At 57.6% G+C, this 20405-nt stretch carries 9 protein-coding genes and 9 pseudogenes; 7 read left to right on the top strand and 11 right to left on the bottom strand.

Going from position 1 to position 20405, the window contains the following annotated elements:
- Positions 1 to 1821: 1821 nt before the first annotated feature.
- Positions 1822 to 2259 (top strand): annotated as a pseudogene (locus tag BC1002_RS34650) (porin); the annotation flags it as partial.
- Positions 2260 to 2546: 287 nt separating this feature from the next.
- Here BC1002_RS34650 and BC1002_RS34645 read toward each other — a convergent pair.
- The gene (locus BC1002_RS34645; protein WP_013094596.1) at positions 2547 to 2765 is read right to left on the bottom strand and encodes a hypothetical protein; all 219 of its coding nucleotides are present in this window, start codon (positions 2763 to 2765) and stop codon (positions 2547 to 2549) included.
- A gap of 414 nt (positions 2766 to 3179) precedes the next feature.
- Here BC1002_RS34645 and rpoD point away from each other — a divergent pair, with 414 nt between their 5' ends.
- Positions 3180 to 5171 carry an RNA polymerase sigma factor RpoD gene (rpoD, locus tag BC1002_RS34640; protein ID WP_013094595.1) on the top strand — a complete coding sequence of 664 codons (1992 nt, stop codon included), beginning with the start codon at positions 3180 to 3182 and terminating at the stop codon, positions 5169 to 5171.
- A 158-nt stretch (positions 5172 to 5329) separates the two neighbouring features.
- Here rpoD and BC1002_RS34635 read toward each other — a convergent pair whose 3' ends face one another.
- Complete coding sequence (locus BC1002_RS34635) at positions 5330 to 6610, bottom strand: hypothetical protein (protein WP_238538100.1); 1281 nt, start codon at positions 6608 to 6610, stop codon at positions 5330 to 5332.
- Positions 6611 to 6866: 256 nt separating this feature from the next.
- Here BC1002_RS34635 and BC1002_RS34630 point away from each other — a divergent pair.
- Together BC1002_RS34630 and BC1002_RS34625 are read left to right on the top strand one after the other, a co-directional pair.
- Positions 6867 to 8072 (top strand): annotated as a pseudogene (locus BC1002_RS34630) (ABC transporter ATP-binding protein); the annotation flags it as partial.
- 139 nt (positions 8073 to 8211) lie between these two features.
- On the top strand, positions 8212 to 8547 hold the full coding sequence (locus tag BC1002_RS34625) for a helix-turn-helix domain-containing protein (RefSeq protein ID WP_238538099.1): 336 nt from the start codon (positions 8212 to 8214) through the stop codon (positions 8545 to 8547).
- Between the two features lie 778 nt (positions 8548 to 9325).
- Here BC1002_RS34625 and BC1002_RS34615 read toward each other — a convergent pair.
- Positions 9326 to 10307 (bottom strand): annotated as a pseudogene (locus tag BC1002_RS34615) (IS3 family transposase).
- Between the two features lie 387 nt (positions 10308 to 10694).
- Here BC1002_RS34615 and BC1002_RS34610 point away from each other — a divergent pair.
- On the top strand, positions 10695 to 11453 hold the full coding sequence (locus BC1002_RS34610) for a 4'-phosphopantetheinyl transferase family protein (protein ID WP_013094590.1): 759 nt from the start codon (positions 10695 to 10697) through the stop codon (positions 11451 to 11453).
- A gap of 448 nt (positions 11454 to 11901) precedes the next feature.
- Complete coding sequence (locus BC1002_RS38210; RefSeq protein WP_157874881.1) at positions 11902 to 12117, top strand: hypothetical protein; 216 nt, start codon at positions 11902 to 11904, stop codon at positions 12115 to 12117.
- A 1086-nt stretch (positions 12118 to 13203) separates the two neighbouring features.
- On the opposite strand, the pseudogene BC1002_RS34605 reads toward BC1002_RS38210, so the two are convergent.
- Positions 13204 to 14045, bottom strand: a pseudogene (locus BC1002_RS34605) (IS3 family transposase); the annotation flags it as partial.
- Between the two features lie 85 nt (positions 14046 to 14130).
- Here BC1002_RS34605 and BC1002_RS34600 point away from each other — a divergent pair.
- A pseudogene (locus BC1002_RS34600) lies at positions 14131 to 14403 on the top strand (IS110 family RNA-guided transposase); the annotation flags it as partial.
- Positions 14404 to 14702: 299 nt separating this feature from the next.
- On the opposite strand, the pseudogene BC1002_RS37300 reads toward BC1002_RS34600, so the two are convergent.
- The 7 genes and pseudogenes from BC1002_RS37300 to BC1002_RS38195 form a co-directional block, all read right to left on the bottom strand.
- Positions 14703 to 15060 (bottom strand): annotated as a pseudogene (locus tag BC1002_RS37300) (transposase); the annotation flags it as partial.
- Between the two features lie 516 nt (positions 15061 to 15576).
- Positions 15577 to 16434, bottom strand: coding sequence for a ribosome-inactivating family protein (locus BC1002_RS37295; protein ID WP_013094588.1), 858 nt, complete (start codon positions 16432 to 16434; stop codon positions 15577 to 15579).
- Positions 16435 to 16609: 175 nt separating this feature from the next.
- Positions 16610 to 16994: pseudogene (locus BC1002_RS39995) on the bottom strand (hypothetical protein); the annotation flags it as partial.
- A 482-nt stretch (positions 16995 to 17476) separates the two neighbouring features.
- A complete protein-coding gene (locus BC1002_RS39310; protein ID WP_049870342.1) occupies positions 17477 to 18061 on the bottom strand; it encodes a glycosyltransferase family 9 protein in 585 nt (194 codons plus the stop codon).
- Positions 18062 to 18335: 274 nt separating this feature from the next.
- Positions 18336 to 19529 (bottom strand): annotated as a pseudogene (locus tag BC1002_RS38340) (IS3 family transposase); the annotation flags it as partial.
- A gap of 15 nt (positions 19530 to 19544) precedes the next feature.
- A pseudogene (locus BC1002_RS39515) lies at positions 19545 to 19844 on the bottom strand (tetratricopeptide repeat protein); the annotation flags it as partial.
- Between the two features lie 68 nt (positions 19845 to 19912).
- Positions 19913 to 20191, bottom strand: coding sequence for a tetratricopeptide repeat protein (locus BC1002_RS38195; protein ID WP_049870340.1), 279 nt, complete (start codon positions 20189 to 20191; stop codon positions 19913 to 19915).
- Between the last annotated feature and the right edge of the window lie 214 nt (positions 20192 to 20405).

Genomic DNA, 20405 nt, shown 5'->3' with positions numbered 1-20405 from the left:
CACCGGAAGCCTGAATGCTCAACATTCCACGGATTGTTATGAGCCAACTCGATAGAAGCACTGCGTAAATGCGCGGGTCGTGCAGAACATGTCCGCCGAGGACTGCTGGCTCCAGCGTCAGTAATCTCGCTAAGATAAACATCGACTTGGTGAGTCAATTTGACCAGCGCGCCTTCGCTTCGGACATCGGCCAATGTCACATTTCACCTCGCGCCGCTGATGAATGTGGGATTTCATTTTGTCATTGCCTAGTTTCTCGTAGGCATTATGCGAAGCTCAATGACCAGTCGCTTTGCTCCGCCACGTGACTCCCATGCCCATCTTCCCCGCCGGGCCCGCAGTAGTAGGTAGAAGTATCGAAAGGGTCCGCAGGACTTGGAATTGAGTACATTTGGATCGGAACCTCAGTAGCCTGCGCCGCCGCCCCCATTAGAGCAACGGACAGCAGGCCACCACATAGCACTCGCTTCATATTTTTCATAGACACTCCATATCGGAACACTTTAATACACCGCAATTTATTTGCCCTCGCCGCAATGGCCGCCGCAGGTTACGTATCTTACGAAATTGTCTGCGCAATCACTAGAAGGAAGAGGTATCAAATATATTGATGCTGATGCCGCTCATCATGGGGGGGCTGTGCTGAGAGATCATGGCGCGAGGTTGTCGTTCGAGACATGAGAAAAACCAAAGGTATCCGTAAGTCCGGTATCCACGCAGTCTTGGCGGTCCTTTTCCATGATCTTCGGGCTTCCTTTGCCTGCACTAATTGCTGGCTTAGGCTCCTGCCACTCCTATTATCCGGTTGTCTGAATTGCTCAGGTACCTCCTCGCGATGCTTCCGGGGCGGCGGAACACGGCCCCAACTACAGGGCTCTCGCATACCATTCATAACGCTTGTGAAGTCGGGCGACTTGAGATTCCCATCAAAGATTTTCGTATAGGCATAAATTGTCTTTATTTGATATCGCCCCTGCTATTGAGATATAACTTACGGCAACGGTTTATTGGGGATCAGAAAATGCGGCCTCTTCAAAAATAGGTCATCGTTATCGCCTAAGCAGTGGTCACTTCCCGCAGAAAAACGTAACATTGAATGTCTTGCTGCGCGTTTTTGTGATGTATATCGACGTGGCGGTTTGCAATATAGAGGAATGCAGGTAATGACGAAGAGCCGGACAGTTGCTGTCCAATATTAACCGTGAAAAGGGAGGTTCCACGCGATCTCGACCCTCAATTTCCGATCGAGTAGCCTGCGTTGCAAAGGCAGGGATATCCGAGTGGAATAGTCGTTCTCAACTGCTGCCGCAGCACATCACGGTGGCTCATCGGCCATTCCGTTGGAGCGCAGGGAATCCTCGCTAGTCAGTGCCTGATTGTCAATCGAACGGCAGGCACCACGCTCACCGAAACTTGGAATCCAGCGATTCTTCTGTTGTTCCGTCGATAGTTTGCGTCGCCGTCAGTGACCAATGGTAACTAAATTTTTCCATCGAACGAAAAGGGGGAATCCGGCGCGGTCGCGCGACTGTGTCTGTCCTGGCATCTCCTGTCTGTGGCAGAAGTCAGATCTTTTTTCGTTCCTGTATCGGACAAACCGGGGTGCGAAACCCCACGGAGCTGCACATGAACATCACAGTCACCTCCTTGCGCCAGCCTTTGCGGCTGGCAACATCATCCGGATCCCGCCGTCAATCGACCTGCCGATCTGACTAGCTTCGATCCGTCGGCACGTTACCGGCAATCTTGCGTGGCACCCGTGTGCCTTGAGCGCATTGCTGCGTTCGGCATTTTCCGGCCCAATACCCCTTCTGTTTGATCATGAACCAACTTCACTACTGCTCGTTGGCCGGCGCATTGCTAGCGCCCCTCAGTTCTACGTGCTCAGCCCAAAGCGTTACGTTATACGGTGCACTCGATGCGGGCCTGGCCTACGTCAGCAATGTGGATGGACATGCGCAATATCGTTCGACGTCGGGATTGATAGATGGCAGTTTCTGGGGGTTGCAAGGTACCGAAGATTTGGGCGGCGGAGCCAAAGCACTATTTCGCATGGAGCGTGGCTACTCGGTCACCTCGGGCGAAGGATTCAACGATCATCCGACGTACGTGGGACTTCAATCCGAGACCCTCGGTACGCTGACCCTCGGCCACCAATACGACTTGATTCACGACTATTTCGCGCCATTCACGCTGACAGGGGGAACCGGCGGTACCGCGTTCGCGCATCCGTTCGACAACGACAATGCCAACAACTCCGCAACCAGCTGTTCCTTGTGAGCTGAACCGGCCGCTTGTCGGATAGAACGGACGCTGCATAGGCGGTCAACGACTTGGCGCGCCGCGCTGAATTCGCCCGTCAAGGCATCGACTTCCGTGTTGAACGGCCGGCCGCTGCCGATATCGAAGCGTGGCGCAAACGCCGCTGCGGTGTTCCCACTTTGCTGGCCGCTGTCGTCAAATGAATTGAATAGATTGCGACTGACACGCAGTTGTCTCTAAATCTTTGGGCGTTGTCGCCGGTTTTGCATAGCCGGGGTGGCCGGTTACTGCTCGATGAACATGCGCCACTCCGGGAACTGCTCGAAAAAGCTCTCGCTCACATAGACATGATAGACAACGGGCGAATTGGTGCTCGACAAGGTATGGGGCGTATTGAAGGTGGAAAGCCCTGGGTCAATGCCGCTGGTGCTCGCCCATACAGTCAAATCGTCCAGCAGGTTGCCCGCTTCGTCGCGCGATACTCGCAATTTGATCGGCTTCATCGCCAGTTCCGCAGATGGTCAAGATCGTCGGATGGATATCATAATCGAAGCATCGGGTAAGTCACACGCGTGGCAACCGGGAGATGCCCGTGGTGCTCGATCGCGCGCTTTCCGGCGGTCGCCTAGCTCAGGCAGGTCCGCTGGGTCCTCATTCGATCACGGCTCGTGTGTCAGCCGAATAATTCGCGGATTGGTGCGGTGCAGCAAGTGGCGTTACATTGCTAGCCTTTCCTCCTCGTGCGCCACGTTTTGCGCTTCCCTATCGCCCGCTCGTTCTGCGGGCCGTGTTCATTGCCCGTTGCGATCCTTCATCTCGTGCCTGCCCCACAGCCGTCGAATGTGTACAACTCGCCCGCCACGGTGCCGGCAACCGCTGGTTTCGCGATCGCCGGGCAAACCCCTTCAGGAGAATGTATGGCAAAGGTTGATCCGTGCAATTCAGGTCCAGACACAGCTGCATCAGCGCCGAAAGCGTCGGCCCGGCGCGCATCGAAGAGCAAGGCAACCGCAGGCCTGCTGCCGGTGGATATAGTGTCGCCGGACGAAGAGCAGCAGCGTCAGATGCGCGCACTCATTCAGCTCGGCAAGGAGCGCGGCTACCTGACTCATGCCGAAATCAACGATCATCTGCCGGACAACTTCGCGCAGACCGCTGCCATTGAAACCATTGTCAGCACCTTCAATGACATGGGCGTCGCGGTCTACGAACAGGCGCCTTCAGCGGAGGTGCTGCTTATGAACGACGCGACGCCGGCAACCATGTTGGATGACCAGGCCGACGAGGAGGCGGAAGTCGCGCTTTCCAGCGTCGATTCGGAATTCGGGCGTACGACCGATCCCTTCCGCATGTATATGCGTGAAATGGGCGCGACCGGATTGTTGACTCGCGCGGGCGAGATCGAGATTGCGAAGCGAATCGAAGGCGGCCTCCACGAAATGGTCCAGGCGATTGCGGTCAGCCCGGCGACTGTCTCCGCGATCCTTCTGAGCGCGAAGCAGATTGAAGCCGGTGAACTGCGCATTGACGAACTGGTTGACGGTATCAATGCGGAAACCGAATCGGTCGAACAGTCGTCGACGGACTTCGCTGAAGAGCCGGACACCGAGCAGGCCACCGCTGACGACGACGGCGGCGGCGATGAGCACAGCGAGATTGAAGACCGAGACACGGCGAGGTCGAACGAAGCGCGGCTGAAACAACTCACGAGCGACAGCCTCGTTATTTTTGCCCGGGTGCGCGAGCTGTTCGAGCAGATTTCTGGTTCCCAGGCTGCGCAGGGTAAGGGGCGGGTGGCTCGCGCCGACCTGCGTGAAGCGATCCAGCGCGAGTTGGCGCCCATTCGATTCACGGCGCGAACCATCGATCGGCTATGTAACGCTGTGCAACAGCAGGTCGCACAGGTGCGCGCAGTCGAGCGCCATATTCTGCAAATTGCTGTTGACCGATGCGGCATGCCGCGCGAGAAGTTCGTCGAGTCGTTTCAGGGACGCGAAACTGATCTCGCGTGGTCTGAAAGCACGGCGGCGGCGTCGCGCGAGTACGGCGCCGCGCTCGAACGTAGTCTGCCGGCGATTCAGGCTGAACAGCGGAAGCTTCTCGATATCGAAACGAAGGTCGGACTGCCGTTGCAGCAGTTGAAGAAGATTAACCGGCAGATGATGGCGGCCGAGTCGAAGATGCTGCAGGCAAAGCGCGAGATGATCGAGGCCAACCTGCGCCTCGTGATCTCCATTGCGAAAAAATATGTGAACCGGGGCATGCACTTCCTGGATCTCATCCAGGAAGGAAATATCGGTCTGATGAAAGCCGTCGACAAATTCGAATATCGACGCGGCTGGAAGTTTTCAACCTACGCAACGTGGTGGGTGCGGCAGGCAGTCACGCGTTCGCTTGCGGATCAGGCTCGCACGATCCGGATTCCCGTTCACATGATGGAGTCGATCAACAAGCTGAACCGGATTTCCCGCGAGATCCTGCAACAAACGGGACGCGAGGCTCATCCTGCGGTGTTGGCGCAGCGCATGGAAGTACCGGAAGAGAAAGTTCGCGCCATGTTGAAGATTGGGAGGCAGCCATTATCGCTTGAGACGCCAGTGGGTGACGAGGCTGATACGACACTTAGCGATGTGATCGAAGATCCGATGGCGACGTCGCCCGCCGATGCGGCCGTGCAGGCGAATCTGCGAGCCGCGATCAATACGGCGCTTGACGCATTGTCGCCGCGTGAAGCGAAGGTGTTGCGGATGCGTTTCGGGATCGATACCGCATCTGACTGTACGCTTGAGGAACTGGGCAAACAGTTTGACTTGACGCGCGAACGGATCCGGCAGATCGAAAGCAAGGCGATGCGAAAGCTGATGCATCCGAACCGCACCGCCAAGCTACGACCATTTCTCGACCATTAAGGCGCTGACGCGTGCGTTGGAGGCTTGTGCCGTTTCGAAGGGGGGCTTGAGCAGTCGCTTGTCGACCGGATAGTTGCGGTCCGATACCTCTGGGTCAGGGCCGGCCCGATGCGCGTCGGGCTCCGCGGGACAGTGGGTCATCGTCCGCTATCGCCGGCTCACAACAGGACTGCCTGCTGCAAAAGTTCCAGAGCCTTCAATTCGTCCAGCCGTCCTGTGCGCGCCTTTCCTGCCAAGGTCTTGATCAATGCTTCCGCGATTGGCGCGATGCCGTGGAGACTTTCCAGGCTGGTGACGGAAGCGGGGAGTGGGACGAGGTTTTGCTGGGAGATTGCGGCGGGCTCAAGTGCCTCGGGGGTTGCCGATATGACTGTAGGCAGCTCGCCGTCATTTCCTTCAGAAGAGCGACCGGTGGCCTCCGCATGCGCATCGCTTATATGATCATGCGGGCCGACGACGATTGCCGTGTTCTCATCTGCGACGTCCGCTGAAGCTGGCGAGACGTTTTCCGGCTCGACCGGGACGTCCGTCCGCGCGCGCCGCGTGTGCGCCTTCGGATATGCGGGTTTGCCTGGGGCACCTTTCTTCGTTGCAGGCTCGACCGACTCCTGTTGTGCAACGGATCCCCGACCGCGCGAAGCAGGGGTCAGCAAACGTAACACCGACTCGGGAATTTCCACTTCCGAGCGCGGTGTGTCCAGCCAGCCAGTCGGCAAACCAAGGCGCTCCGTGAAACGGTTCGCCTCGGCGTCGTCCATGCGCTTCTTGCCATATAGCCGATGGGCGGTATTGGACTTAGTCATCGACATGACGACACCAAGGCGCGCTTTGGAGCCGTTGCGACCCGTGAGGACGTGGAGGTTCTGCCGCCGAATGTTTTCAAGCGTGGCGCTGTCGTCTAACGCCAGCGGTTGCTGCCGGGTCGCTTCAGAAGAGGCTGTGGGTTTCGATGATGAACCTTTTCTTGCCGCATGGGCGCCTGTCGGTCTGGTCAACTGGCCTCGACTTTTTTTGACGGTCACCGGCGATCCGCCCGTTGCTTTCTTTGGCATTTCCGTTTCCTCGGACAGGTTGTCTGCAAGAATGGATTGTTGGCCGCCGTTCGGCGCGGAAGCCGGTATGCGCGTTTGAGACGCAACCTCGGGCTCGCTGTCTGTTTTGATAAAGTCGAGCGGTGACTTCAGACGGGCGATGGTTTCGGGCGCGAGGGCAGGATGGGGCTGGTCAAAGAAACCATGCGGCAGTCCAAGCGTCGTTTCCATATGAAAAGCGGTCTCGGGCGTGAATCTTTCACCCTTCATCAATTCAGCAACTCGCGTCAAGTTCGAGTCGAGTCCGAGCGCGATATTCTCTGCACCCACCGCATCGACGAGAAACTGGAACGACCGTGTTTTGAAGATCGACGCAGTCTGAGTGGAGTCTCGAGGAGGCGCCTTCACGTATGGTTGTCCCGGCCGGTTGGACGGAGACTTTTTCGCGTGGCGAGGTTGGCGTTGTCCGCTGTCCCGAGGTCCCGCAAATCGTCCGCGGGGTTGACCCATAAAATGTGGCTCCGTGCGATCGTTGATATTCTGGCTCGTGAATTATAGACGAGAGACAATGTTCGCATCGGATGCGCCAGCCTGCCCATATAGGGACGGTATACGAGCTTCAACTTCGCCGAGTACGTGTGGTGGAACGCGTAACACGCTGAAGCGCGCGCACGTGCTCAGCAACGGTGGGGTTCGCGAAACGGGCCGCACCGAGCAGATTCTGCACGCGCCGGCCCATCCTTATAGGCAGGGCCTGATTGCCGCGGTAACGCCCGTTGCACCCGCTTCTGCCGCGCCGGACCCGTCGCAACGTAACGCGGCGCCGCTGCTCGAATTGCGCGGGCTGACGGCCGGCCACGGCGGCACCGACGCGCACGGCTGGCCGCACAAGGTCATTCTGCGCGACGTCGAGCTCGCAATCGGCCGTGGCCAGACGGTGGGCGTGATCGGCGAGTCGGGTTCGGGCAAGACGACGCTCGCGAAGGTGATCGCGGGGCTCGTGCCGATGGCGCGCGGCAAGCTGCTGCTCCATGGTGAGCCGCTTGCCGCCAACCCGAACCGTCGCAGCCGCGAACAGTTTCGCTGTATCCAGATCGTGTTCCAGAACGCCGACACCGCGCTCAACCCGACGCATACCGTCGAGCGCACGCTGGCGCGCCCGTTGAAGTTCTATCAAGGTATGAAGGGTGAGGCCGCACGGCGCCGCGTCGCCGAACTGCTTGGCCTGGTTCGCCTGCCAGCCGAACTGGCGCAGCATCGCACCGGGGAGTTGTCGGGCGGTCAAAAACAGCGCGTGAATCTCGCGCGGGCGCTGGCCGCCAAACCCAAGCTGATCCTTTGCGACGAAGTCACCTCCGCGCTCGATACGGTGGTCGGCGCAGCCATTCTCGAACTGCTGCGCGATCTGCAGAAAAAGCTCGGCGTGTCGTATCTGTTCATCACGCACGACATCGCCAAGGTGCGCGCGATCAGCGACGACATCGTCGTGCTGTACGCGGGGCACCGCGTCGAGGCGGGTAGCCGCGCCGCGTTGGCGCCGCCGTACCACCCGTATTCGCATCTGCTGGTGTCGTCCGCGCCGGAGCTTCGCGCCGGCTGGCTCGAAGAAGCGGGCGAGCGCTGTCATCAGACGCTGCCGCCGATCGGCGAGCCGGCCGATGAGGCGCAGCTATGCACGTTTCTCGCACGCTGCCCGCTGCGCATCGATGGGGTCTGCAACCGCACGCCGCCGGCCGCGCGCATGCTCGCGAGCGGCGCTCAGGTGCTGTGCCATCGCAGCGAAGCGGAACTGGAGCAATGCCAGAACGGACCGCCGGACGTCGCTACTGCCGCTGGTGGGCTCGCGCAGTCTGTCACGCTGCGCGTCTGATGGCGAACTCGCGCTACGTGATGACGGCATCGGCCTTGCCGAATCGGTGTCGTCCGAGCGGCGCGCATGATTTTGCGGCCCGAAGGGATACCACATGACTGGAATCTTCGACTACGCTGCCAGCGGCACGACCGTGGTGATGTCGCGTGCGATCAGGCGGGCCGTGGCTTTCATCGAAAGCTCATTCGCGCAGCCCGTCAGTCTTGCGACGCTCGCGGCGACGGCGGGCTTGAGTGTGTCGCGTTTTGCGACGCTGTTTCGCAAAGAAGTTGGAATCTCGCCGCATCGTTATGTGTGTTTGGTGCGGATCCAACACGCCAAGCGGCTATTGCGCGACGGCGTCCCGCCGTGTGAGGTCGCGACCGAGGTCGGGTTTTTCGATCAGAGTCACCTTGGCCGACATTTCCGGTGCGCGGTCGGCGTGACGCCGGGGCATTTCGTCGCTTCGCCGGAGGCGGTCATAGCATGCCGATAAAGCGATCGCGCAACGGCAATGCTGTCAGTCAGTGGAATCGCGGGCCGTCTCGAACTTGTGCAACCTACGACGTCACAAGGCTGAGCCGACCCCGTTAGACCGGTTGAGCATGGTGGACCTCGCGTTCGACTCCATACTGATCTCACTATCTGTAGGAAGCGCTGGGGCGATGCCGCTCCTGCTCGCCCAAGCCGTTGAATGGTCTGGCAGGTTGCCTGGCTGGCCGCACTACACGCGCATTTTCGCATGGCTCGCCTGTGTGTCGACCGAATCGAAACGAAGTGAGCGCAACGGGAATTTGATGAGGAGCATTCAGCGGGAGAGCCTATACCTGTAACAGGAGCTCGTCCTCGGTCGCCGTTGCCACAGACGAAAACCGGTGTCTCATGGGCGCGAGAAATCTGCCAGCGTTTCCTGTCTCCCAGACGGCCGACGTTACATATCTATAAGGCCGCTTTGCCGGTTTCAAGGCATCGCGTCACTTCCCGGCGGTCTCTACTGTGCCTGACTATTCCACATAGCGGTGGTTGTTGTCGCCGGTCCTTCCTCTCATGCCTAACCACCCGTTCCAGCGTCGACAAGCCCAAGATCAGAGTGTTTGAGTTCGACTCGACAAAAATGGAAGGTTTCCCGCGCTTTTAGCCAGCAGAGCTCTTTGTTCTCTTCGCTGTGAAAGTACCGATAGAGGAACTCAGCGAACACAAGCAACGCTACCTTAAGAGGTGGCGTCGCTTGTTCGGAGAGGGTCACGAGATTTTTAAGTGGGACCACCGGGCGTTCATGCTGCCGATTTAATCGCAGGCAGCGTCGCGAAGTATGCCTCATCCGGCGTGCGGTCTTCCAGACTCGAGTGAGGTCGTCTCTGGTTGTACAGATTGATTCATCGCCGATTGAGCGCCGGGCGTGGCTGACCGACTCATATGCCTTCAGGTACACCTCCTCATACTTGACGCTTCGCCAAACCCGTTCGACGAACACGTTGTCGCGCCAGCTCTCTTGCCCTCGATGGTTTGATGCCGCGCTCCAGAACCGCGTCGGTAAAAGCGGTCGCGGTGAACTGGCTGCCCTTGGTCGGTGTTGACGATTTCAGGCTGGCCGTATTTCGCGAATGCCTCTTCAAGCGCCTCGACCGGCATGGATCGCTTCCAGCGTGATCGCCACGCGATGGGCCAATACCTTTCGGCTAGGCCGATCCACCACGGCCGTCATATAAACGAAGCCTCGCGCCACCGGGATATAGCTCGTGTGAGTGCCCATATCTGATTGGCGCAATTGATCGTCATTCCTCGCAGCAGGTATGGCCAGACCTTGTGCTGCTTGTCGCGACGGGTCGTGTTCAGCTTGCAGTACAGCGCCTCAATGCCCATGCGCTTCATCAACGTGCCCACGTGCCGTCGGCCCACCTTGGTGCCTTCGCGGCGCAGCAGACGCGCCAGCATGCGCGCTCCTGCGAACGGGAACTCGAGAGGCAGTTCGTCGATGCGGCGCATCAGTTTCAGTTCCGTCTCGCTGACCGGTTGAGGCTGGTAGTAGACGCTTGATCGGGCGATCCCCACAAGTCGCGCCTGTTGCGCAATCGGCAGCGCGTGTGCACGGTCGATCATCGCTTTCCGCTCAGCCCCCCGCCTTGCTGAGCGCTCCGCTCAAAAAAATCGTTACTGCTGTGCCAGTTCTGCCAGCGTCTTGTCGCCCTTCAGGGCTACCAGCGCTATCTTTGCCTTGAATGCCGGGCTATGCGACCGGCGGCTTCTTTTTGCCATCTTTGGGTTCCTCTTGCTGGTCCCTATGATCAGCTCAGGCCCCGACCGTTCGACTTACCGACCTTGTCTGAAATTCCGGCGCCACCTCTGTAGCGACACAAATTGGCGAAATTGTCCGGTTTGTCTGTTGATGCTATCGGTGAATGGGCTTTAAGGGCTTTCGAGGTTCCATTTGCTATTGGCGTTGGCTGGTAGGCATAGATTTCGCATATAAATATGCGGTTAGGCTAATCTTACGGGAGTGGGGCTGTGCGTAAATAATCCAGCTGCTAGGCTCACCCAATGTCGGCGTGCCCCTGTATTTGCGCAAAATTGATAATTGATGCCGCTATGTGAAAAAGGGCGCTTCAGTTTTGAGCGTATTTATGCGATTTTCGGAGTGAATTGATGACTGTTTCAGCAACCTCGGCTTTCGATGTGCGCGAACTCGCTGTACCACGTGCTTCGGCAGCAGATATTGAGATATTTTTCATCACCTTCGATTTTCGCGCGACGCTCGACTGTCCCGCATTCGCTCCACTCTCGGACGATGAGCGTGCGAAGGTCGCGCGCTTCCGACGCCGCGACGATGCGCTGCGTTGTGCCATCACGCGCGTCGTGCTGCGTCAGTTGCTGGCCGAACGAACAGAATTGAAGGCAAGTGAATTGCGTTTCGAGCTAGACACCGGTGGTCGACCGCGTCTCGATAAGTCGATACAAAGGGGCCCCGGTCGACAACTCGACTTTAACGTTTCGCATTCCGAGCAGTATGGTCTGGTCGCAATTGCACGGCGACGGACGGTTGGTGTCGATATCGAATTTGGTCGCAATGACATCAACTGGAGGAAGCTCGCGTCATCGGTGTTTGCGCCGCGCGAAGAGGCACACGTGAGCGCTTTGCCGATGCACAGACGAATCGACGCATTTTATGACGTATGGACGGCAAAGGAAGCGGTGTTGAAGGCACGCGGCGTCGGCATCGGGGGAGGCATGACATGGTTTTCTGTACTTGGCGACGGCCAGCACGAGCCAAGCATCGTAGTTTCCGAGGAGAGTGTGTGCAATCGCGACCTGATTGCGGATCTCGACGCAGTTTGGCTTCGTGCCCTGAGCGGTTATGCCGCGTGTGTCGCGTGGTCGCGCGACGCCGCTTGGTGCGATGCGTAGGCACAATGTAGCTTGAGCGTTTCGAGAATTTACTCCGACCAAAGATTGCGCTGGCGCGAAGCGAAAGCAGCCTGTCGGCGCATCCGAAATGCATAACCTGCGCAAAAAATCATCGTAATCTGATCAAAAGCGCCGTTGCAGATAGAAAAGGAATTGGGAATTGAAGGACGAGGTCTGGCTCAACCCGGAGCGTGTGCCCCGAGCCGAATTAAAGCAGTGCGCGTGAAGCGACGCGACAACTACGTTGACAAACACCGCCCATGTCCCCCCAATACTCTGGAGCCCACATGTCAACGCCACTCGTCTACTTCGACCGGTCAGCCGACATGTTGTAGACATCGGGCGGTGACGCGAGTTGTAATGTCGAGGACGGCAGAGGCAATTTTAGCGCTCATCGGGCTGTCGACGTATTCTTATACCAGTACTCTCTTGAACTTCCGACTCACCAGTGAACGTTTCACCAACCCATTTCTTCAAATCGTCGGTCAGAGCCATTGATATTCCCCACTTGTTTGCCCCCAAGCTGAAGTCGAATTGTACGTTGGCGGTGGCACGACCCACCTTCGGCTTCGAGATCGATTTCGGGATATTTGGCAAATCGCGTTCCAAGGCTGATGATGTGCTTGCGGAGCGCAGTCGCAGCCGGGCCAAACTTCGCCTCTGATCGTTCTTTTCGCCGTTGACGTCGCGGATTGTCGATTCTAATGGACGACAGGCTACAATTCGGTGCCGGCAGCGCCGTCCGCGGTGTGTCGGTGAACGTGAGAAAGCGGAGTCCGACCGCAGGTCAATCTACCCGGCTATTTCGAGATCGATTTCGTGCCGCATTGTGGTGGCGGCAAGCTCGACAGCGGGTGATGCCGTTTCGCAGAGGCGCATTCGTTCTGGAGCATATCAGGCAGGTCCACGGTGCATTGCCGTTTCCCCTTGTGGTCTAGATTGCGACAACGATAGCGCCTTCATGAACGAGGCGGTGTGCGACTTCTGCAAACCGACGGGTATCGAGCTTACGCGGTCGCGTGCATACAAGAAGAACGACGAGGCGTGGGTCTAGTAGAAGAATGGCGCTATCGTTCGCCGCTAAGTCGGCTACGGAAGGCGGCAAGGTCTGGAGGGCCACGGAAATCCTTGCCCCCTTTAGCAGGTCTCGCCGCTCTACATCAACTTCTTCCAGGTGCCGTTCAAGCTGACCTGTCACTGCGCGAAGGTGCCAACGTTCTTTTGGTGCGACATGGGGCCGCCAAGGCGACGGCAGTCTCGCTAGATCCTTATGGGTATGTGGCGCGATCCGTCGCAGCCACCGAATCGAAGAAACGGAGGCACTCGGCTGCTGCGATCGGGATGAAGTTGAGGCTGGCCTCACGCGGCCATGGTAAGTACTGGTCGCGTGACATCTACCCGCTAATGGGTGCGGGTAGTTGAAAGGGTGAGGCATCGCTTACAAATACGTAGCGCCTCGATCTCGCGCAGGCTCAGATTGAAGCGGTGATACAGCGTACCGCGGAGCCGATCACCGCGGCCGGGAAGCGCAAACCAAGACGATTGACTCCTTCTTCATCCTGCCGATCTAATGGACTCGCCCTTCAATTTGACAAAGTCCCCGCCGGGCGATCCAAGGTGCGGCATTACCGGTCCGATGCCGTGCGCTACTATGGTTTTCCAAAATTCGAAACGAATAAATGGGCTTCGAATAGGTCCCACGCCCTTCAAACGTGGAGTTGCCCCTGTAACTCAGGACAGACGGACACCGTTAGATTGATGACTCCGCTGCACGCCTGAACTCGCGAGGCGAGCGATATTTCAGTGCTTTGTGCGGGTGGCGCTCATTGTAGTGTTCAAACGCAACGGCCAGACGCGAGAGGGCCGTTGGCGCGTCAGGCTTATCCATATAGGCGACGTAATTGTGCGTCATGGTCTTTACTTTACGAACGACTCGGCCATACCGTTGCTCTGCGGCGAGCGCACGGGCGTGGTCAGTGGCTGCAGGCCCAGTTCGCGTGCAAAGCTGCGCGTGCGATGGTCGATGTAGGCCGAGCCGTTGTCCGTCAGCCATTGGATGGGCTGCGCGGCCGGCGTGGTGCCGAAGCGCTGTTCGACGGCAGCCAGCATCACGTCGCGCACCACGTCGCCGCTATGTCCTCCCGTTGTCGCAGCCCAGCTAATCGCCTCCCGGTCGCAGCAGTCCAGCGCGAACGTTACGCGCAGCGGCGTGCCATCGTCGCACCGGAACTCAAAGCCATCGGAGCACCAGCGTGTATCGCTGCGGTCCACGGCGACTCGACCGTCATGCCGCCGCGTGTCTCGCCGCACACCGGGACGACGCAGCAGCAACTGGTGCTCACGCATAACCCGATACACCCGCTTGTGGTTGATGCACGGCGCGCTGGTGTGTTCTAGACTACGGCGCAGCAGTGCCCAGATGCGTCGGTAGCCGTAGGTCGGTAGGTGCGCGACGTGGGCCTGGATTTCCTCGACCAGTTCCGCGTCGTCGGTCAGTCTGGCGCTACGACCATCTTGCCAATCCGACGAGCGAGCCCGTTTTGCTGCTACACCAGAGCGCGCCACGCCGAGAACTTCAAGACGGACCGGCTTGACAGCGACAAGCTGCTTTCGATGCTGATGCGCTCGCGCTGCCGGGTCCACCAGTGAGTCCAGACCCGGCCACCGATGTACCGGCGAGGTCGAACTCGGCATCAGCAAAGCCGGCAACCGGCGATGCCGGTGGCTGATGGTGGAGCTTGCATGGAGCTGGCTGCGGTGGCAGCCCGACAGCCAGCTCAGCCACTGGTTCACCGAGCGTTTCGCCGGGACCGGCAAGCGGCTACGGCGCATCGGTATTGTGGCGCTCGCACGGCATCTCGCGATCGCGCTGTGGCGCTATCTTGAACACGGCGAAATTCCCGACGGGGCGATACTCAAACCACGGACGATCAATATCGCAAACACTTGAATGGCATCAGACGCAGCACCGCATCTAAAGGTCAACGTGCCCGGAAAAAACCCGGGCTACCCCTGCTGGTAGCCGTTTCGTTCAGATGGGGCGCGTCGGTATGTCAATGCCGACCGTAATTTCCCCAGAAGTGTCGAAGTAAAAATCCCCACCCTGTATAGCCGGTGATCAGCCGACGCTGTGATCGGGTGACCCCTTCGAGGGCGGCCTGGCCGTAGACGACGCGCAAGGACATGTAATTTGCATAACAGAATGTTTATCTTGAACAGGGCTTGACTTTCAATTCCCCATAGAAGGTTTTTTGAGCGGCCCCGTTCCACGGCTTCCTTCAGGATTTCGACCTCCATCGTCTTCTTCCCGAGTAGTCGCTGCAGTTCCTTGATTTCCTTGATGGCTGCGGCGAGTTCTGATGCCGGCACCACGGTCTCGCCCCGCTTTTACTGCCGCCAGACTGCCTTCCTGATATTGCTTGCGCCAGCCGAACACCTGGTTGGCGTTGACGCCGTGCCGACGCGACACGGCCGACACCGATGCTCCGGCCTCCAGCGTTTCCTGCACGATGGCGATTTTTTCCTGCGCCGTGCGCCGCCGACGGCGCTCCGGCTCACTCAGTATTTCGATGGGTTCCACGTAATGACTAGGCTTATTGTTAGGCACAAGACTATCCCTTATTTTAAGAGAGTCCTCGTGTCCTCAGATACGTTCGGCTGCTCCAAAATGTCACATTGACGCTCGATTCGATTGCGTGAGCGTGCGTGGCGATACCCAGCATAGATTCACGAATACTTGCGTCGCACGACCATTTCCCCCATTGAAACGGGAGGCAGATTGAGAGCTTGCGAGGCTAATCTCACACTCCCCACCCTGAAGATTTACTTAGACTAGAAATATGCCCCTCTTGATAATACCCCGCCAAATACCAAACCCGATGCCAACATCTACCTGCCATCGAAATACAAAGAACATATTTTTTGGCCCACATTCCGCACAGCCTAGTAAAAATTCAAAATTAACTACCCATTAAAAATCACCACGCAAAAGCCCGACAAGCGCCCCAACTACCGAATTCAAACAAATCGCGACTACGCAATAACACGCGAAAGACTATCAGAATCCTATATTACACCTCCTGATATTACCCCTGAAAACAATCGTCATATGGAAGGAATGGAGTCATTTCTTGCTCGTGCAGGTCGTCATTCCGAAAACGTCTCTGACGTTTGCTAGTAAGATCGGGGCAGCGCCATGCGTAGCAATCTTTATTGCGCCGTAGTGAGCCTTACGTATCTCATCACTTAGCCGATCCCACCGCGTAGTTCTATTTGAATCTTCGAGACTCAATCGATATGGAGTGAAAGCATCATCGCCTAATGCAGTCGAGGCAAAATTCCCTTGGATACTACGAAACCTTACCGCCTCTGATAGCACTGTTGCGTACGATAGCAAGGCCCTTGCCTCCGCTCCGTTTATCGTACGCGTCGAAGAAACATGATTTATTAGGTCCCTGTAACCCTTCATCAGTGAATATCTATCGATTGACAAATCGGTTCTATCTGCGCTTACTCCGGCACTCCTTGCCAACGAGAGATAGCTAGAATCTACTGTCATATCTATCGTGAAATCTACCAAGTGCCGTGGCGCATTCACCTGTACTCTTCCGCTCGCCGTGTCCGAAAAATCAGAAAATCGGTAAAATATACGCCCAACGATAAACCCTGTTAGGTACAAATCGGATGGATTTATCACAAACCTAACGTCTCGATTTGAGGGTGAGTTATTGCGACCAACTCCAATTATTTCAATTGTCACCCCCTCTACAATATTTGATGCATCGGGTCTTAATTGATACAAGATTTTATTGCCAGGGATATTCGTTAGCGACATCGCATCGCCCATTGCAGCTCTAATTGCACCCAACGATTGCACATATTTTTGCGGGGAAGTAAAGTCGACGCTGAATTCGGCAGCATATAAAAACGAACAGGTCGAAAAACACCACGAAATTAAAAAGGTCTTCAGAAATTTTTTCATCAAAGCTCCAACGTTATATTGCGTCATCTCAAAACGAAATTCGCGAATCTCAATGCCTTTTACTTATTAAGCGAAGTTGCCACATATTAAGCGCCATCAATTTTGTCTAAGATAGTGACGGTACTCTTGACGAGCAAAGCCGCGCCGCAGCGCCGATATGTGCTTCGCGATATTTTCAACGCGCTGCGCTGGATGGTGCAGGCCGGTGCATCTTGGCGCATGCTCTCGACCAGCTTCCCGCCGAAGGAAATTGTGCGACTGCGACGGTTGCTATCCGTCGCGCGCGGCGATTGGAGCCCGTGCCAGCTGTTCGCTGCGAGAACCCAATACGTCAAGGACGCTCTCTGGATGATAACGGAACCACGACCATGCCATCTCGATCCGTTGTGTCCGCACTCTCCGATTGCCTTGATTGCTGATGCCTTGGTTACCTGGCTCTCGCCACTGTCACGAGGCTGAAACTGCCGCCAGAACAGTTCCAGTGCCAGTCGCGAGCCGCCAACGGCCCCGATGCTACTCAGGCGTTTGAGGCGATCGATTCGCTCCCGCGAGGCTTCGGGAGACTCCCGAGCGTCTCCTTTTCCGGTGTCGCCAGTTACTGCTCAAGGGCCGGGATTCGTTAAAAATCCGCCACATCTCAGTTTAACTACATGATTTTAATGAAAAATCTATGGTTGGTTCGCTCCTTGTTCGGGAGAGTGGGTTCCCGGCGCTCCTTCCTGTCAGTTACGCATCATTAGGTGCACTGATAATTTGGATGCCATAAGAAGAACCAGAAAATCCTTTATCGGCAAGGATTCACCGTTTTTAAGCCGCGGCGTTTGCAGATTTGTCTGGAGCCATCGTTGCAGCGGGTTCATCGGATCCCGGAGCCGATAGGGCAGTTCAAAGCCATGTCTGGCGCGGTTTGGTGCCAAACCGTCTAACAGTTGGACGGAACCGAAAGTGCTAGCGGACCGCGCAACTGATGACGACCGCCGGAAAGGATTGGTCGCGATAAAGCCAACTCATCCTTTTCATGCCAATATGGTACACGACCGGCTCAGCAACGTGACCGCGCCGTCGCCGCCCAGATCCTCAGGGCAGTGGCGACGTCTTCAATCGTTTCACGCCAATCGCCGAACCTGCTTTGCCTGAACAGGCTGACGGCTCCTGGGTACCACGGCGAATCCGTTCGGTCCTGCAGCCAACGCCAGTCGCAACGAAAGGCAGGGAGCAGTACCCAGCATGGTTTGCCGAGAGCGCCAGCAACGTGCGCGATCGCCGTGTCAACACAGATTGTCAGGTCCAACTGGGCGACGATGGCGGCTGTGTCGGCAAAATCCTTGATTTTCCCTCCCAGTTCGACGAGAGGCTGTCCGGCGGACGCTTGCCGGGATTCATCGCCTTGCCCATGCTGCAGACTGACGAATGTCAGCCCCGGTACCGACCACAGCGGAGCCAGGTCCGATATGTCACGCAGGGAACGGTTGCGATCGTTTCCGTGTGTTCCCCTGCCTTTCCAGACCAACCCGATTCTTAATCCCTCAGCGGGTAGTTCATTCCGCCAGTATTCCAGCCGCGCTGGCGCCGCATGCACATAGGGCAGGGAGCCGGGTATGGTGTCAACGGTCGTCCCGAAATGCATTGGCAGACTGAGCGGAACGTCCAGTAGTCATGCTCCGGTACCGATCCCGAATCCGTTATCACGTCGTCAACCCCATCGACAGTCTCCAGCAGGGCGCCGAGGACCGGGTCGTAAACCACACTAATTCGAGACGGACCGCATCCCTTTAACAAGGGAATATAGCGCGTGAACTGTATGCAATCGCCAAATCCCTGTTCCGGCAGGAGCACGAGGGATTTTCCAGCCAGAGGCTCGCCCTGCCACCGGTGTTTGTCAACGTAGTTGTCGCGTCGGTTCACGCGCACTGCTTTAATTCGGCTCGGGGCACACGCTCCGGGTTGAGCCAGACCTCGTCCTTCAATTCCCAATTGCGGGTCGAGCGGGACCAGCGGCGCGGGTTGCTCGCCTTGGCTAGCGCATAGACGATTTCACGTTGTGCCAGCACTGCGTTGGCGACGCCGTTATGACGCTGCGCCGGCGTGACGAATTTCAAGCCGCTGTGCTTGTGCTCGTAGTTGTACCAACGCACGAACTGCTGCGTCCAGGCGCGCGCGTCGCCAAGGCTCGCGAACGCTTTACGCGGATAGTCGGGCCTGTACTTGCATGTGCGGAACAGGGCCTCGGCGTAAGGGTTGTCGTTGCTCACACGCGGTCGGCTGAACGAAGCCACCACGCCCAGGTTTTCCAGCGTGGCTAGCATCGTCGCACCCTTCATCGCACTGCCATTGTCGGAGTGCAACACCAGCGGACGTCGCGCCAAGCCCTCGGCGCAAACTCGTGCGCCGCATCAGCAACGACGCAAGTTCTGCAGATTCCGCTTCCTGGACTTCGTGACCGACGATCTTGCGGCTAAACACATCGAGCACCATGTACCAGTAGTAGAACTTGCCCTTGATCGCCGCCGGTAACCAGGTGATGTCCCATGACCACAGCTGATTCGGTGCTGTCGCACAATGGCTGGCGGGCATACGTGACGGAGGCTGCCGTGCCCGACCTCGGCGGTGCTGCTGCAAGGCACTTCGCAATACGCGGTAAAAGCTCGACTCCGACGCGAGATACACCCCGCGGTCCGCCAGGCTCGGCACGATCTGACTGGGCGGCAAACTGGCGAACTCGGCGCTATTGGCCACCTCCAGAATCCGCTGCCGTTCGGCTTCGCTCAGCTTGTTGCTGGGCTCGGGCCGCGAGGCCGTGCTGCGGCCGTCGGCTCGCACCGCCTCGCCATCACGAACCCAGCGCTGGAACGTGCGCACGCTCAGGCCCAGCTCTTCGCATGCCTGCTCCAGGCGGCAACCCGACTTCGCCGCCTCGCGGATCAACGATATACATAACAGGCGATCCGAGACGTTGATCAATCGTCCTCTTGTTCTCCCCAGATCGCCTGGACTTTTTTTCTGAGAACCAGCAGCGCTGCCGCTTCGGCCAGCGCCTTCTCCTTGCGCTGCAACTCCTTCTCGAGTCCCTTGATGCGCCGCTTTTCTTCTTTGGAATCTTCGGCATATCTTCCTGTCGCAAGGAGCAGCAGGCTCAGATTGAAACGGGCATCGACATAGTCAGGATTCAGTTCCAGTGCCCGGAATAAGGCCGGTTCCGCTTCGGCAAACCGACCGATGCCAGACAGTAAATGACCCAGATTGTTGTGGGCGGCAGCATACTTTGCGTTGAGTTCGAGCGCCTTTTTAAGAGCAGCTTCCGCATGGGCGTAATGTCCGGTTCTACCCAGCAGGATTCCGAAATTGTTGTGTCCCTCTGCGTGATGGGGTTTTAACAGCAGCGCATGGCGAAAAGCGGCCTCCGCTTCCACCAGTTGCCCGGTCTCGCCAGGAACCTGCCCCAGATTACTCCCATGCCTCGGCAGAATCAGGCCTGAGGTCAACCGACGCGTCGAAAGGCAGCTTCCGCTTCCGCGGCACGCTGTGTCTGGACAAGGAGAATACCGAGATGATGGTGCGCTTCCGCCAGATCGGGATTCAACTCCAATGCCTTCCGGAAAGCGGCTTCTGAGGCGGAAAGTTTGCCCTGGCAACCCAATGTCACACCCAGATCGGTCATGAAACCAGAGTCTTTGCGGTGTGTCAGCGCCGCAAGGATCAGCACCTCGGCTTCGCCCGGTCTGCCTCTTTGCAATTCGATGACTCCCAGCAGATGCATGGCGTCAGCGTGCGCCGTATTGGTCGAGGCAGAAGCTGCCGGTAGGCTGCTTCTGCCTCGACCAGTTGGCCTGCCCGGTGTGCGGCAACAGCGACCTAAAACAGGTTCATGGTGCGTCCTTTGCGCAATCGACAGCATTACCAGTATGTCCTTGCTCGTCGTTGAAGTTGAAGCTCCCTGTTCATCGATCATACCGGGGCATTGATTCGGTCAA

The organism is Paraburkholderia atlantica (assembly GCF_000092885.1).
Classification (GTDB): domain Bacteria; phylum Pseudomonadota; class Gammaproteobacteria; order Burkholderiales; family Burkholderiaceae; genus Paraburkholderia; species Paraburkholderia atlantica.
This window is presented reverse-complemented; position numbering and strand designations above follow the sequence as displayed.

Excerpts from the sequence above, each read along its gene's own strand:
- BC1002_RS39310 (WP_049870342.1), bottom strand. The coding sequence starts at position 18,061 with ATGCATTTCGGGACGACCGTTGACACCATACCCGGCTCCCTGCCCTAT.
- BC1002_RS34610 (WP_013094590.1), top strand. The coding sequence starts at position 10,695 with ATGACTGTTTCAGCAACCTCGGCTTTCGATGTGCGCGAACTCGCTGTA.
- rpoD (WP_013094595.1), top strand. The coding sequence starts at position 3,180 with ATGGCAAAGGTTGATCCGTGCAATTCAGGTCCAGACACAGCTGCATCA.
- BC1002_RS34625 (WP_238538099.1), top strand. The coding sequence starts at position 8,212 with ATGTCGCGTGCGATCAGGCGGGCCGTGGCTTTCATCGAAAGCTCATTC.
- BC1002_RS38195 (WP_049870340.1), bottom strand. The coding sequence starts at position 20,191 with ATGCATCTGCTGGGAGTCATCGAATTGCAAAGAGGCAGACCGGGCGAA.
- BC1002_RS34645 (WP_013094596.1), bottom strand. The coding sequence starts at position 2,765 with ATGAAGCCGATCAAATTGCGAGTATCGCGCGACGAAGCGGGCAACCTG.
- BC1002_RS37295 (WP_013094588.1), bottom strand. The coding sequence starts at position 16,434 with ATGAAAAAATTTCTGAAGACCTTTTTAATTTCGTGGTGTTTTTCGACC.